This window comes from Kluyvera ascorbata (assembly GCF_023195735.1).
GTDB classification, from domain to species: Bacteria; Pseudomonadota; Gammaproteobacteria; order Enterobacterales; family Enterobacteriaceae; genus Kluyvera; species Kluyvera ascorbata.
On the sequence record NZ_CP096201.1, the window covers coordinates 3,947,194 to 3,962,124 of the forward strand.

8 protein-coding genes are annotated in these 14,931 nt (G+C 51.6%); 6 read left to right on the forward strand and 2 right to left on the reverse strand.

Annotation, left to right across the window (positions count from 1 at the left end; all coding sequences use genetic code 11):
* Window positions 1-229: 229 nt before the first annotated feature.
* On the reverse strand, window positions 230-5,026 hold the full coding sequence (locus MY052_RS24195) for a retention module-containing protein (RefSeq protein ID WP_276522978.1): 4,797 nt from the start codon (window positions 5,024-5,026) through the stop codon (window positions 230-232).
* A gap of 1,313 nt (window positions 5,027-6,339) precedes the next feature.
* Between MY052_RS24195 and tdcA the strand changes: the two genes are divergently transcribed.
* From tdcA to pflB, 5 genes are all read left to right on the forward strand, one after another.
* The gene (gene tdcA, locus MY052_RS18945; RefSeq protein ID WP_035897037.1) at window positions 6,340-7,278 is read left to right on the forward strand and encodes a transcriptional regulator TdcA; all 939 of its coding nucleotides are present in this window, start codon (window positions 6,340-6,342) and stop codon (window positions 7,276-7,278) included.
* A gap of 99 nt (window positions 7,279-7,377) precedes the next feature.
* A complete protein-coding gene (tdcB, locus tag MY052_RS18950) occupies window positions 7,378-8,367 on the forward strand; it encodes a bifunctional threonine ammonia-lyase/L-serine ammonia-lyase TdcB (RefSeq protein WP_123649952.1) in 990 nt (329 codons plus the stop codon).
* Between the two features lie 31 nt (window positions 8,368-8,398).
* The gene (tdcC, locus tag MY052_RS18955) at window positions 8,399-9,730 is read left to right on the forward strand and encodes a threonine/serine transporter TdcC (RefSeq protein ID WP_248537632.1); all 1,332 of its coding nucleotides are present in this window, start codon (window positions 8,399-8,401) and stop codon (window positions 9,728-9,730) included.
* Window positions 9,731-9,756: 26 nt separating this feature from the next.
* The gene (gene tdcD / locus MY052_RS18960) at window positions 9,757-10,965 is read left to right on the forward strand and encodes a propionate kinase (protein ID WP_248537633.1); all 1,209 of its coding nucleotides are present in this window, start codon (window positions 9,757-9,759) and stop codon (window positions 10,963-10,965) included.
* A gap of 28 nt (window positions 10,966-10,993) precedes the next feature.
* Entirely contained in the window at window positions 10,994-13,288 is a 2,295-nt protein-coding gene (gene pflB, locus MY052_RS18965; protein ID WP_115074523.1) for a formate C-acetyltransferase, read from the forward strand.
* A 102-nt stretch (window positions 13,289-13,390) separates the two neighbouring features.
* Here the strand turns inward: pflB and MY052_RS18970 are convergent, their stop codons facing one another.
* Window positions 13,391-13,981 (reverse strand): NUDIX hydrolase, encoded by a 591-nt coding sequence (locus MY052_RS18970; RefSeq protein ID WP_248537634.1) that lies wholly within the window; start codon window positions 13,979-13,981, stop codon window positions 13,391-13,393.
* Between the two features lie 82 nt (window positions 13,982-14,063).
* On the opposite strand from MY052_RS18970, the gene MY052_RS18975 reads away from it, so the two are divergent.
* A complete protein-coding gene (locus MY052_RS18975; RefSeq protein WP_115074519.1) occupies window positions 14,064-14,816 on the forward strand; it encodes a DeoR/GlpR family DNA-binding transcription regulator in 753 nt (250 codons plus the stop codon).
* Window positions 14,817-14,931 lie beyond the last annotated feature (115 nt).

Genomic DNA, 14,931 nt, shown 5'->3' on the forward strand with positions numbered 1-14,931 from the left:
TGAATACCGGGTAATTGCGACTGAAGCACAAGCGTGTCAGAAATTTAAATTAGCACAGTCAAATATGACATTCATTAATAATGAGAATTTATAATGCTTTATAATTAGGCATAATAGAAATACCGTAGGATACAATAAAGTAATCACTCGTTTATTTTTGTAAATTTAAATTCAGCGCATTCAAAATAATAAAAAGCACCCTGCCGGTAAGACAGGGTGCGGTTCAGGGTTAAACCAGGGTATCTGGCTTAGCAATCAAACTGTCTATGTTTGTTGAAGTACAACCTTCAACGGTAATCTGTACTAGCGTGTCACTACTGCCATAGTTCAAGCCTTCGGTATTAACAGTTATCACCGTATCTTGACCATGAACAGCAATATCGACGTAATCGGAGAATTTACCCTCAAGCCCTTTGAGCAGGTCGGTTAAATCGATTTTGTCATTTTTGATACTAAAATCTTTAATAATATCCTTACCGTAATCGCCTTGTTCCCATTTAAAGGTGTCGTTACCGTTGCCGCCCCAAAGAATATCATCGCCTTTACCGCCGATAAGAATATCGTTGCCATTGTCACCGTAAAGCGTGTCATTGCCATCACCGCCGTAGAGAATGTCTTTGCCATTTCCACCATAGATGATGTCATCACCATCGGTGCCGATAAGAATGTCATCATGCACGGTTCCTTGAATGGTTTTACCCGGTACTGAAGTCGGCTCATTCTCATCAGCCGTGGTGTCGCTTCCACCCGTCGTTGATTCGTTTCCTCCAGGGATTATTGGGGTATCAGGCCCGTCACCGCTCTCAGCCGCTCCCTCATTGCCAGAGATGCCGCTTTCTGCTGATTGGATCGGGATAACCGCAAAGGAGCCTGAACTGCTGTCACCATCACCGTCAGTTACAGTTATTTTGAAATCAATCTGGTTGTCATCACCAGGCTGCTGCATCTCCTGGTACTGATAGAACTCCCATTTGCCGGTTTCAGGGGTGAACTCCATGCGAAAGACCAGGTCTCCATGTTCATCGGTAGCCAGAACGGTGTTCCCATCTTGTTCAATAACAATTTGCTGGCCCGTGCTGGTTAACAGCCCCAGTTCATATCCCGTCAACGTCATACTGCCCTTGCCATCTGCACCCCAGTCTACGCCCACTTCACCGCTGGCATAGGCGATGGCATCCGGTGTGTCAGGGCCAATAAAGGTCACCTTTTTCACCGTCAGGTCGCTGTTATCTATCTTGTTGGTATTGCCGTTGTTGGTGGCTTTAATCACCATCGTATCAAAGCCGCCTTCCTGAACCGTAAAGTTCGCCGCGTAGTTACCGCTAGCCTCGTTGGAGTTAAACGGCTGACTCGCAATCAGTACGCCATCGCGATAAAACTCAACGATGCCACTTTCCAACTCACCGCCGTACATTTTGCTGAACTCGATATTGACGCCATAAGCCACCAGCCCCTCATTGAGGGTAAAAATCAATTCTTCAGAGGCAGAAGTGCCATTGTCAAAATGGCGGAAGTCGATTTCGTTGTCGATGTTATGGTAGGGGCTCGCAACGCTCTTCACACCCAGCCCTTCCGTCGACTGGTTTACCTCCGCATCAATAAGGTTGGAGTCGGTGGCAGAAGTAAAACCTTTTGCCGTCACCGTGAAATCATTAAACTTCATGCTGTTGGCGTTAGCGACCCCATTCCCCCACAGCGCTTGCTCGCCCACTAAAGGCGTCGGAATGTTGGTGCTTTCGGCCTCGACGGCACCTTGGTTTCCGATGGTAGGAATATCATCTTTGATGGTAATAGGTAACGTCGTTTCCGTCGTAGCCTTGTCATCTGTAACCGTCACCGAGATATCAAGAACAAGGTCATCCTCACCTTGAAGCGGGTGATCAATCGGGCCTTTCAGCGTCACCTCATAGGACCATTCTCCCTTACCGCTGCCGTCTGGAGCAGTGAGCGAAACTTCTACCACCGTTTTCTCGTTTCCGGTGTCACCAATGTAGCCAACCAACTTATTGCTCACCGGATCCCATTTCCAAGTGATGGTCTCACCACCAGATTTCAGCGTACTGCTTGGGCCGCCAAGGGAAACACTGAGCGTATCGCTGGAGTCAATATCACCGACGTTGAATTTACCTACAGCGTGAGCAGAATAATCGGAACTCACCAGACCATGTTCTGACAGACTCGCCTCCACGACACTTTCGATCGTTGGCGCGTCGTTCGTTCCAGTTATCGTAATCGTGACGGTCTCCATAACCGGAGTGCCGTGACCATCATCCACCGTCACCTGATAGGTCAGCGTTACCGTCTCGCCTGCTGCCAGGAACTGCGTTGCGGCGTTCGAAATGGAATATTCCCAGCCCGTTTTCGCGTCATTCAGCGTAAATTCACCGCCGCGCAGCGCTGCTTCTACTCCTTCCGGCAGCGAGTCAGAATGGCTCCATTTAAGATCCAACAGTTCGCCGGTGGTCGACACGATGTGCGAATCTGAAGAGTCCACATCGGTGAAGCTGATAGCGCCCTCGGCCGTCAGGTCAGCCGGGATATCCTGATGCCCTTCCGGCAGCCCGTTATCTTCGGTGAGTGCAGCATTGTCGGCACTGACTACCGGTAAATCGTTGGTCCCGGTGATGGTGATCACCACATCCTTGTTCACCAGCACGCCATGTCCATCGTCCACTGTCACCTGATAGGTCAGCGTTACCATCTCGCCTGCTGCCAGGAACTGCGTCGCGGCGTTCGAAATGGAGTATTCCCAGCCCGTTTTCGCGTCATTCAGCGTGAATTCACCGCTCCGCAGCGCCGCTTCCACTCCCTCCGGCAGCGAGTCAGAATGGCTCCATTTCAGATCCAACAGTTCGCCGGTGGTCGACACGATGTGCGAATCTGAAGAGTCCACATCGGTGAAGCGGATAGCCCCCTCGGCCGTCAGGTCAGCCGGGATATCCTGATGTCCTTCCGGCAGCCCGTTATCTTCGGTGAGTGCAGCATTGTCGGCACTGACTACCGGTAAATCGTTGGTCCCGGTGATGGTGATCACCACATCCTTGTTCACCAGCACGCCGTGTCCGTCATCTACCGTCACCTGATAGGTCAGCGTTACCGTCTCGCCTGCTGCCAGGAACTGCGTCGCGGCGTTCGAAATGGAATATTCCCAGCCCGTTTTCGCGTCATTCAGCGTAAACTCACCGCTCCGCAGCGCCGCTTCCACTCCCTCCGGCAGAGAGTCAGAATGGCTCCATTTGATCCCCATCAGGTCGCCGGAAGCTGACACGACGTGCGAGTCCGAGGCGTCCACGTCGGTAAAGCGGATAGCCCCCTCGGCCGTCAGGTCAGCCGGGATATCCTGATGCCCTTCCGGCAGCCCGTTATCTTCGGTGAGTGCCGCATTGTCGGCACTGACTACCGGTAAATCGTTCGTCCCGGTGATGGTGATCACCACATCCTTGTTCACCAGCACGCCATGTCCGTCGTCCACCGTCACCTGGTAGGTCAGCGTTACCGTCTCGCCGGCTGCCAGGAACTGCGTTGCGGCGTTCGAAATGGAGTATTCCCAGCCCGTTTTCGCGTCATTCAGCGTGAATTCACCGCTCCGCAGCGCCGCTTCCACTCCCTCCGGCAGCGAGTCAGAATGGCTCCATTTGATCCCCATCAGATCGCCGGAAGCTGACACGACGTGCGAGTCCGAGGCGTCCACGTCGGTGAAGCGGATAGCGCCCTCGGCCGTCAGGTCAGCCGGGGTATCCTGATGCCCTTCCGGCAGCCCGTTATCTTCGGTGAGTGCCGCATTGTCGGCCGTAACTACCGGTAAATCGTTGGTCCCGGTGATGGTGAGCACCACGTCCTTGTTCACCAGCACGCCGTGTCCGTCGTCCACCGTGACCTGATAGGTCAGCGTTACCGTCTCGCCTGCTGCCAGGAACTGCGTCGCGGCGTTCGAAATGGAGTATTCCCAGCCCGTTTTCGCGTCATTCAGCGTAAACTCACCGCTCCGCAGCGCCGCTTCCACTCCCTCCGGCAGCGAGTCAGAATGGCTCCATTTCAGATCCATCAGTTCGCCGGTAGTCGACACGACGTGCGAATCTAACGAGTCCACATCGGTGAAGCTTAGCGAGCCTGAAGTCGTTAGCTCTGCCGGGATATCCTGATGCCCTTCCGGCAATCCGTTGTCTTCAGTAACCGAGCCGTCGTCAGCGCTTAGAACGGGCAAATCATTACGCCCGGTAATCGTAATCGTCACCGTGTGTTCGGTGCCGTCGGCGCTTTTTACCACGAAGGTTTCAATTTTCGTTTCGCCTTCGGCGAGATACTGCACATCGGCGTTATTAACCTCATAGCGCCATGAGCCATCTCTAGCGAGGATCAAGTGACCCAGCGCACCGTCGCTGGCTTTGACAGAATTCGTGATAAACCAGGACTGTGCTTCATCGGGATCGTGAATTGACAAACGGCCGCTGTCGGCAAGGGTTGGATCGCTATCGTCTTCGACAACGGAACCTGTATCGTCGCCGCCGATGATGGCGGGGTTATTAAGATCAACGGCATTGGTGCCGAACAGTGAGGTATCTTCTTCCACGCGGTCAGGACGCCCGCTACCCAGCCCATCGGTGGGATAGCCCGCGTTAGGGTCAAGGATTTGTCCAGTCAGTTCCAGCATCACGAAGGAGTGTCGTCCTCCCTCGCCTGCTTCGCCCTGCGCATCGGTGATAATCGGATTCCCAGCGGCGGTTGCTTCCAGTATTTGCGTTGGGTCAGCGCCCTCGGTAATGGCCTGCTGCACGGCAGCAACGTCCTGGGTTGCTGTCGCATCAGCCGTCGCGGTTGCTGCGCCGCTGCCGCCCCACTGGCTCATACGCCCCAGATCCAGATTTTTACCATCCGGCAAGGTGACGGTCACCGCCCCCTGCTCGGTCACGACCTGCTCGCCGCGCATAACCTGCTCACCTTCCATTGCCTGGCGTCGGCTGCCGTCCGCCGCTTCAATCCACGCCTGGCCCATCATGACTTTGATCGTTCCAATTACCGTTGGCATAGCATCTCTCCCTGGTTCGCAAATACCGGAGCGTTTCACAAAACGCTCCAATTAAACTCGTTAGGTAAAAACTGAACTTCTATCCTTATTCATTGAGGCATTGAATTAACACCCACTTTCACCCATTAGCAAAATATATTCATTAATAATCGCATTAGTAATAATAACATTTGGTGATTTTTGTAAAACAAGCCATATATTGAGTGATTGGAATACGTATCTTTCAGTCAATAGCGTGATCCGTCACTCATATGACAAAAGTAATCACAAATATTTCACCACACTTAAAATAAAAAATAACTCATTAAAATCAATAAATTAAACAAATAAAATCCAATGTGAAAACGTTAAAAAACACTCACTTAAATATTTCTAAAGATAACTTATAAATATCACCAAGGAATAAAACAAAAACCAATTAAATATTACTTATTATTCCATTGCTTTTGCTCTAAACGGTAGGTATTAACTATTCATAAACCTTTCTTACCAAATCGATAAATCAATGACCTGCGCTTATTCCAGATACCAACACAGGATTATCGTATGGAGAATCAATTATTTTTTCTGATGCATTGCCGTCGTGGAACGGAGAACAATGCCCTGCGAAGCAGGGTCCCCTGAGCAGAACTGCTTATGATTAGGTCTGGCTGGTATACGCGCAGCATACGGCCCTGCCGTCCTTCAATTACGCAATGCAATAGAGGGTAAGATGACAAGAGTGCAGATCTGTGAACATCAACACAAAACACTACTCTTATTGGTTTTATCAACACAAAACAAAAGAAACCGATTTCTTATACCAAACTAACACCTAAAAAATAGACCAAAAGCCACAGTTAATTAAATGTTAATTATGACAATAAATTGTTGCCGATATTTTTAGCATTAATAACTAATACGTATCTTTCAGAACAATTATGGAAAAAAAGTGTGACCCCAGGCATTCTTTAATAAGGATAATGCTTCATTTAAAATTTAATTTGATAAATTACACATTAAATTTAATCCATTTTCTGGCCGTTAATTACTCGATAATTGCTTGAAAGATCGCCAAATGGCGATTATTAACAACGTCAAAAAATAGTCACCGTTATCGGCATAAAATATTTTTATCCCCCCATTATTTTTTGATAAAAGTCAGATGAAAGCGTTATATATAAAACATAACATATTGATATTAAATGATTTTTAAGAAAACGCATAGCGTGTAATAATTCACCAAAAGGCAATTTGTGAGTACTCGCACAAATCCCCAGTCAATTAATTTGTTACACTTCTTCCCGTCAACGAGGCAATTAACACGGATCGTTATGAACACATTAAATCTCCCAAAAATACAAAATCTGGTGGTTTTTCAGGAGGTGATCCGGAGTGGTTCTATCGGCTCAGCGGCAAAAGAATTAGGATTAACGCAGCCCGCGGTCAGTAAAATCATTAGCGATATTGAAGCTTACTTTGGCGCAGAGGTCATCGTCAGAAAAAATACCGGCGTAACGTTGACTCATCCGGGCCAGGTACTGCTGACCTGGTCTGAGTCCATCACCCGTGAGATGACGAACATGGTGAATGAGATGAACAGCATGACGGACGATGCCGCTATTGATGTCTCCTTCGGTTTCCCTTCGCTGATTGGCTTCACCTTTATGTCTGACATGATTCAGAAGTTTAAAGAGGTGTTCCCGAAGGTACAGATCTCGATGTTCGAAGCGCAGCTCTCCTCGTTCCTGCCTGCGCTGCGCGATGGCCGTCTGGATTTCGCCATCGGCACGTTGAGCGACGAGATGAAGCTACAGGACCTGCACGTCGAACCGCTGTTTGAATCAGAGTTTGTCGTCGTGGCCAATAAGTCCCGAACGTGCGCCGGCAATACCCCGCTGGAATCACTGAAAGAGGCGCAGTGGGTATTGCCACAAACCAATATGGGTTACTACAGTGAGCTACTTATTACGCTACAGCGAAACGGCATCAGCATCGAAAACATTGTTAAAACGGACTCCGTTGTCACCATTTATAATCTTGTTCTCAATGCCGATTTCCTGACGGTTATTCCCTGTGATATGACCGCACCTTTTGGCTCCGACCAGTTTATTACGCTCGAGGTTGAAGAAACATTACCCATTGCGCGCTATGCCGCAATATGGTCAAAGAATTACCGGATTAAAAAAGCCGCATCAATTCTGGTGCAATTAGCGAAGGAATACTCAGCCTGTAATGGACGCAGGCGAAAGCAAATAATAAATTCAAAATAAGCCAGTAATTTTAAATATCTAATACCTATACCGCCGATCGTCATATCGGTCAGCGGTGACGAATATCTATTACCCTAACACTCTGGTTATGAGGTTATAATGCATATTACATACGATCTCCCGGTTGCTATTGAAGATATTATTGAAGCCAAAAAACGCCTCGCGGGTAAAATTTATAAGACCGGCATGCCTCGCTCTAATTACTTTAGCGAACAGTGCAAAGGCGATATTTTCCTTAAATTTGAAAACATGCAGCGTACCGGCTCATTTAAGATTCGCGGTGCCTTTAATAAACTGAGTTCCCTGACTGAAGCCGAAAGACGTAAGGGCGTTGTCGCCTGCTCTGCGGGTAACCATGCACAGGGGGTTTCGCTCTCCTGTGCGATGCTCGGTATTGATGGCAAAGTGGTGATGCCAAAAGGCGCGCCGAAGTCTAAAGTCGCCGCCACCTGCGATTACTCGGCTGAAGTGGTGCTGCACGGCGATAACTTCAACGATACCATCGCTAAGGTTAGCGAAATTGTCGAAATGGAAGGCCGCATTTTTATCCCGCCGTACGACGACCCGAAAGTCATTGCCGGGCAAGGCACCATTGGTCTGGAGATTCTCGAAGACCTGTATGACGTGGATAATGTAATTGTACCTATCGGCGGCGGCGGTTTAATTGCCGGTATTGCTATCGCCATTAAATCAATTAACCCTACCATTAAAGTGATTGGCGTACAGTCAGAGAACGTTCACGGCATGGCCGCCTCTTATTATGCCGGAAATATAACCACGCACCGAACGACCGGCACCCTGGCGGATGGCTGTGACGTTTCCCGCCCGGGTAATTTAACCTACGAAATTGTTCGTGACCTCGTGGATGATATTGTTCTGGTCAACGAAGATGAAATTCGCAAAAGCATGATTGCCCTTATTCAGCGTAATAAAGTCGTCACCGAAGGCGCTGGCGCTTTAGCCTGTGCGGCATTATTAAGCGGCAAATTAGATAGCTATATCAAAAACCGAAAAACGGTCAGCATTATTTCTGGCGGGAATATCGACTTGTCTCGTGTATCGCAAATTACCGGTTTAGTTGACGCTTAATTCTACTATTTAACTTCGTTGAGGATAGGATATGAGTACTACTGAAAGCATTATATCCAGCCAGACCAAACAGTCAGTCTGGCGTAAATCAGATACAACGTGGACACTGGGTTTATTTGGTACCGCTATCGGTGCCGGGGTGCTGTTCTTCCCGATTCGCGCCGGGTTTGGGGGGCTGATTCCCATTCTGCTGATGCTGGTGCTGGCTTACCCCATTGCGTTTTATTGCCACCGTGCGCTGGCGCGCCTGTGCCTGTCGGGGTCAAATCCATCCGGTAACATCACCGAGACGGTAGAAGAGCATTTTGGTAAGACGGGGGGCGTGGTGATCACCTTCCTGTACTTCTTCGCCATCTGCCCACTGCTGTGGATTTATGGCGTCACCATCACCAACACCTTTATGACCTTCTGGGAAAACCAGCTGCAAATGCCGGCGCTGAACCGCGGCTTCGTCGCCCTGTTCTTGCTGCTGCTGATGGCCTTTGTTATCTGGTTTGGTAAAGATCTGATGGTGAAAGTGATGAGCTACCTGGTCTGGCCATTCATTGCCTGCCTGGTGCTGATTTCCCTGTCGCTGATCCCTTACTGGAACTCTGCCGCTATCGATCAGGTCGACCTCAGCAATATCGCGCTGACCGGGCACGACGGCATTCTGGTCACCGTGTGGCTGGGTATCTCCATCATGGTGTTCTCCTTCAACTTTTCGCCAATCGTCTCTTCATTCGTGGTCTCCAAGCGCGAAGAGTATGAGAAAGACTTCGGCCGTGAGTTTACCGAGCAGAAATGTTCGCAGATTATCTCTCGCGCCAGCGTCCTGATGGTGGCCGTGGTGATGTTCTTCGCCTTTAGCTGCCTGTTTACGCTCTCCCCGCAGAACATGGCGGAAGCCAAAGCGCAGAACATTCCGGTGCTCTCTTATCTGGCAAACCACTTCTCTTCCATGGCGGGCACGAAGTCGACCTTCGCCACCACGCTTGAATATGGCGCTTCCATCATCGCACTGGTGGCTATCTTCAAATCCTTCTTCGGCCACTACCTTGGCACGCTGGAAGGGCTGAACGGTCTGGTGCTGAAGTTTGGTTATAAAGGCGATAAAACCAAGGTCTCCTCCGGGAAACTGAACACCATCAGCATGATCTTCATCATGGGCTCCACTTGGGTTGTCGCTTACGCCAACCCGAACATTCTGGACCTGATTGAAGCCATGGGCGCACCGATTATCGCGTCGCTGCTCTGCCTGCTGCCAATGTACGCCATTCGTAAAGCGCCATCGCTGGCGAAATACCGTGGTCGTTTAGATAACGTGTTTGTCACCGCTATTGGTCTGCTGACCATTCTGAACATCGTGTACAAACTGTTTTAATCTGTGAACTCAGGATGAGTCGTAAAATGAATGAATTCCCGGTCGTATTAGTCATTAACTGTGGATCATCTTCAATTAAGTTTTCAGTATTGGATGCAACCAACTGCGATGTATTAATGGCGGGTATTGCTGACGGTATTAACACTGAAAATGCGTTCTTATCCGTAAATGGAGGTGAGCCAGCCACGCTGGCTCACCACCGCTACGAAGGCGCATTAAAGGCGATTGCCTTTGAACTTGAAAAGCGTGATTTAAATGACAGCGTGGCCTTAATTGGCCACCGAATTGCCCACGGCGGAAATATCTTTACCGAGTCGGCCATTATTACCGACGAGGTCATTGATAATATTCGCCGGGTCTCTCCGCTGGCTCCACTCCATAATTATGCCAACCTCAGCGGTATTGAATCAGCGCAGCAACTTTTCCCCGGCGTGACCCAGGTAGCGGTATTTGATACCAGCTTCCACCAGACCATGCCGCCTGAGGCTTACCTGTACGGCCTGCCGTGGAAATATTACGAGGAGCTCGGCGTGCGCCGTTACGGCTTCCACGGGACGTCGCACCGCTACGTTTCCCAGCGTGCTCACGACCTGCTTAGCCTACCGGAGCAGGACTCCGGCCTGGTGGTCGCCCACCTTGGTAATGGCGCCTCTATCTGCGCGGTGCGCAACGGGCAAAGCGTTGATACCTCAATGGGCATGACACCGCTCGAAGGGCTGATGATGGGCACCCGCAGCGGTGATGTCGACTTCGGCGCCATGGCGTGGGTAGCGAGTGAAACCCAGCAGACGCTCGGTGACCTGGAACGCGTGGTGAATAAAGAGTCCGGCCTGCTCGGTATTTCTGGGCTCTCTTCCGACCTACGGGTGCTGGAAAAAGCCTGGCACGAAGGGCATGAACGCGCACAGCTGGCGATTAAAACTTTCGTGCACCGCATCGCCCGCCATATTGCCGGACACGCCGCGTCATTACATCGCCTCGACGGCATTATTTTTACCGGCGGGATTGGCGAAAATTCGGCATTAATTCGTCGACTGGTGATTGAACATCTGGAGGTGCTGGGCGTGAATATCGACAGCGACAGAAATAGCTTACCTAATTCCTATGGTGAGCGAATTATTTCCAGGGAAGATGCACGCGTTATTTGCACCGTCATTCCAACCAATGAAGAAAAGATGATTGCCCTCGATGCGATTTATTTAGGCGAAATGAGCGCCAGCGTCGAATACGCATAATTAACGGTTAGTCAGCAGAGAGAATTCCATGAAGGTAAATATCGATACCGGCGAGAGTCTGTACGCCGACGCGTGGCAGGGATTTAACGGCACGGACTGGAAAGAAGAGATTAACGTCCGTGATTTTATTCAGCATAACTACACGCCATATGAAGGCGATGAGTCTTTCCTGGCCGAAGCAACGTCCGCGACCCTCGCCCTCTGGGAGAAGGTAATGGCCGGTATTCGCATCGAAAACGCCACACATGCGCCGGTCGACTTCGATACCAATGTTGCCACCACCATTACCGCCCATGACGCGGGCTATATCGACCAGAGTCTGGAAAAGATTGTTGGTCTGCAAACCGATAAACCGCTCAAGCGTGCGCTGCACCCTTATGGCGGCGTCAACATGATCAAAAGCTCGTTCGATGCCTACGGTCGCGAGATGGACCCCAGCTTCGAATACCTGTTCACCGAGCTGCGCAAAACCCACAACCAGGGCGTGTTCGATGCTTATTCTCCGGATATGCTGCGCTGTCGTAAATCCGGCGTGCTGACCGGTTTACCGGATGGCTATGGCCGCGGACGTATCATTGGCGACTACCGCCGCGTAGCGCTGTACGGCATTCAGTACCTGGTGCGCGAGCGCGAGCAACAGTTTGCCGACCTCCAGTCTAACCTTGAGTGGGGACAACAGCTTGAGGCCACCATTCGTCTGCGCGAAGAGCTGGCGGAACACCGCCGTGCGCTGCTGCAAATGCAGGAGATGGCCGCAAAATACGGCTGCGATATTTCACGCCCGGCGCGCAACGCACAGGAAGCGGTGCAGTGGCTCTACTTTGCCTACCTCGCGGCGGTGAAATCACAAAATGGCGGTGCCATGTCGTTGGGGCGCACCGCATCGTTCCTCGATATCTACATTGAGCGCGATGTTAAAGCCGGGCTGCTGAACGAGCAGCAGGCGCAGGAGCTTATCGACCACTTTATTATGAAGATCCGCATGGTGCGCTTCCTGCGTACGCCGGAGTTCGACACGCTGTTCTCCGGCGACCCTATCTGGGCCACCGAGGTGATTGGCGGTATGGGGCTGGACGGCCGGACGCTGGTCACCAAAAACTCGTTCCGCTATCTGCATACTCTGCACACCATGGGGCCAGCGCCGGAGCCAAACCTGACGGTGCTGTGGTCAGAAGCGCTGCCGGTGGCGTTTAAAAAGTATGCCGCCCAGGTTTCTATCGTCACCTCTTCCTTGCAGTACGAGAACGACGACCTGATGCGCGCCGACTTTAACAGCGATGATTATGCGATTGCCTGCTGCGTCAGCCCGATGGTTATCGGCAAGCAGATGCAGTTCTTCGGTGCGCGCGCCAACCTCGCCAAAACCTTGCTGTACGCAATCAACGGCGGCGTGGACGAAAAGCTGAAGATTCAGGTGGGGCCAAAAACCGCCCCGCTGATGGACGAGGTACTCGACTACGAGACGGTGATGGATAGCCTGGACCACTTTATGGACTGGCTGGCGGTGCAGTACATCAGCGCGCTGAACATCATCCATTACATGCACGATAAATACAGCTACGAAGCCTCGTTGATGGCGCTGCACGATCGCGACGTTTATCGCACCATGGCCTGCGGCATCGCCGGGCTGTCGGTAGCGGCGGACTCCCTCTCGGCCATTAAATACGCGCAGGTGAAACCGGTGCGCGACCATACCGGGCTGGCGGTCGATTTTGTAATTGAAGGGGAATATCCGCAGTACGGTAACAACGATGAGCGCGTGGACAGCATTGCCTGTGATTTGGTCGAGCGCTTTATGAAGAAAATCCAGGTGCTGCCAACCTACCGCAACGCCGTACCAACGCAGTCCATTTTGACCATCACCTCCAACGTAGTGTACGGCCAGAAAACCGGGAATACGCCGGATGGCCGCCGCGGCGGCACGCCGTTCGCGCCTGGGGCAAACCCAATGCACGGACGCGACCGTAAAGGCGCCGTCGCCTCGCTCACCTCCGTGGCAAAACTGCCGTTCACCTACGCCAAGGACGGGATTTCCTACACCTTCTCCATTGTGCCAGCGGCGCTGGGCAAAGAAGACGCGGTGCGGAAAACCAACCTGGTCGGGTTGCTCGATGGCTACTTCCACCACGAAGCCCACGTCGAAGGCGGGCAGCATCTGAACGTGAACGTGCTCAACCGGGAGATGCTGCTGGATGCCATCCAACATCCGGAGAACTATCCGAACCTGACGATTCGCGTTTCAGGCTATGCGGTGCGCTTTAATGCGCTGACGCGCGAGCAGCAGCAGGATGTTATCTCAAGGACGTTCACCCAGGCGCTGTAACGCAGGAAGTCTCCATTGTAGGCCGGTAAGGCGTTTTTTAGTGAATTGGAGTGTGTTTGTCTCTCCTTTAGGTGCACGGTTGTGCACCTTTTTTTGCTTTGGCTATTCACCCAACGTTCTATTTAACGCCAGATATTGCAGTAGCATAATGGTCTTCGCATCCATTATCTCGCCGCTCGCCACCGCCTGAAGCGCGCGTTCCAGCGGCCACTCCAGCACCTCAATATCTTCGCCCTCTTCTTCCACACCGCCGCCGCGGCTAACGCGATCCTCATCCCGGTACTCCGCAATAAAGAACCACAGTTTTTCCGTCACCGAGCCCGGGCTCATAAAGGCGCGAAAGACCGGCTCGATGTGCGTAATGCGAAACCCAGTTTCCTCTTCCGCTTCGGCGATAATGCGGGTTTCTGGAGAAGCGCTGTCGAGCAACCCCGCCGCCGCTTCGATTAACAGGCCGTTGCCGTCATGGAGGTAAACCGGCATTCTGAACTGACGCGTCAGGACAACCGTTTTTTTGCGGCGATTGTACAGCAGCACCACCGCGCCGTGGCCGCGGTCATAGGCTTCGCGGCTCTGCTGCTGCCAGGTTCCGTCGCGGCGACGCAGTTCAAACGTGTATTTCTTCAGGGTATACCAGTCGTCAGAAAGCAGCTGAGAATGAATATTTCTCACTAACGGCTCAATAGCGCTCATTTTTTCTCTCCTGTAGATGACATTTTGCAAGCTACCATGCACAATCATGCAACATCAAGAAAAAACACGCATGAGAGAAAACATGTTAGCCAGCCAACGAAAACAGCAGATCCTGGCGATTCTGGCCCGGGATAAGCAGGTACACTCCACCGAGTTAAGCCAACAATTTCAGGTATCAGAAGACTCGATTCGCCGTGATTTAAGAGAGCTTGCCGCCGCCGGGCTGTTACAGCGCGTCCATGGTGGAGCGCTGCCGGTTTCTGCCGCCATTGCGCCGTTTGAAGCAAGAAAAAGCGTGCAGATAGACGCAAAAAAAACCATCGCCCAGAAGGCCGTATCGCTTATCGGCGCAGGCCAGGTTGTGATTATTGATGGCGGTACAACCACCACCGAAATGATCAAACTGCTGCCACACGACCTGCCCTTCACCGTTGTCACCCACAGCCCGAGCATTGCGGTTGGGCTGATTGATTACCCGGCCATTGAAGTGATTTTGCTGGGCGGGACGCTATTTAAACACTCCGTTGTCACCACCGGCTCTGCTCTGAGCGAATCAGCGAATCGCATTAACGCCGACCTGTTTTTTATGGGCGTGACCGGGGTCCATCACCGCGCGGGCTTTACCACCGGCAGCTTCGAAGAGGCGGGCGTGAAGCGTCTGCTCAGCGAGCGAGCTTCGGAAACCATCGTCATGGCCTCGCAGGAAAAAATTAACGCCGCTTCGGCCTTTGCCATTGGCGACCTGAACCTGGCAAGTACATTAATTGTCGACTGTGAGCTGGATGCGCCGCTGAAGAGCGCATTAGACAGCCACGGCGTGTCCGTTATCGTGTAGTGCCGTTTCTGTTTCCCGTTTATAGTCTGGCTTTGACCCGGAGAATGTAGGCAGCTCACAACTCTGTGGTCACCCGATTACGGTTCGTATTTTCGCATGATAGGCTTTTCAGATG

Bases quoted from the DNA above. Each gene is read 5' to 3' on its own strand.
- MY052_RS18970 (WP_248537634.1), bottom strand. From the start codon at position 13,981: ATGAGCGCTATTGAGCCGTTAGTGAGAAATATTCATTCTCAGCTGCTT.
- tdcB (WP_123649952.1), top strand. From the start codon at position 7,378: ATGCATATTACATACGATCTCCCGGTTGCTATTGAAGATATTATTGAA.
- tdcC (WP_248537632.1), top strand. From the start codon at position 8,399: ATGAGTACTACTGAAAGCATTATATCCAGCCAGACCAAACAGTCAGTC.
- MY052_RS24195 (WP_276522978.1), bottom strand. From the start codon at position 5,026: ATGCCAACGGTAATTGGAACGATCAAAGTCATGATGGGCCAGGCGTGG.
- tdcD (WP_248537633.1), top strand. From the start codon at position 9,757: ATGAATGAATTCCCGGTCGTATTAGTCATTAACTGTGGATCATCTTCA.
- pflB (WP_115074523.1), top strand. From the start codon at position 10,994: ATGAAGGTAAATATCGATACCGGCGAGAGTCTGTACGCCGACGCGTGG.
- MY052_RS18975 (WP_115074519.1), top strand. From the start codon at position 14,064: ATGTTAGCCAGCCAACGAAAACAGCAGATCCTGGCGATTCTGGCCCGG.
- tdcA (WP_035897037.1), top strand. From the start codon at position 6,340: ATGAACACATTAAATCTCCCAAAAATACAAAATCTGGTGGTTTTTCAG.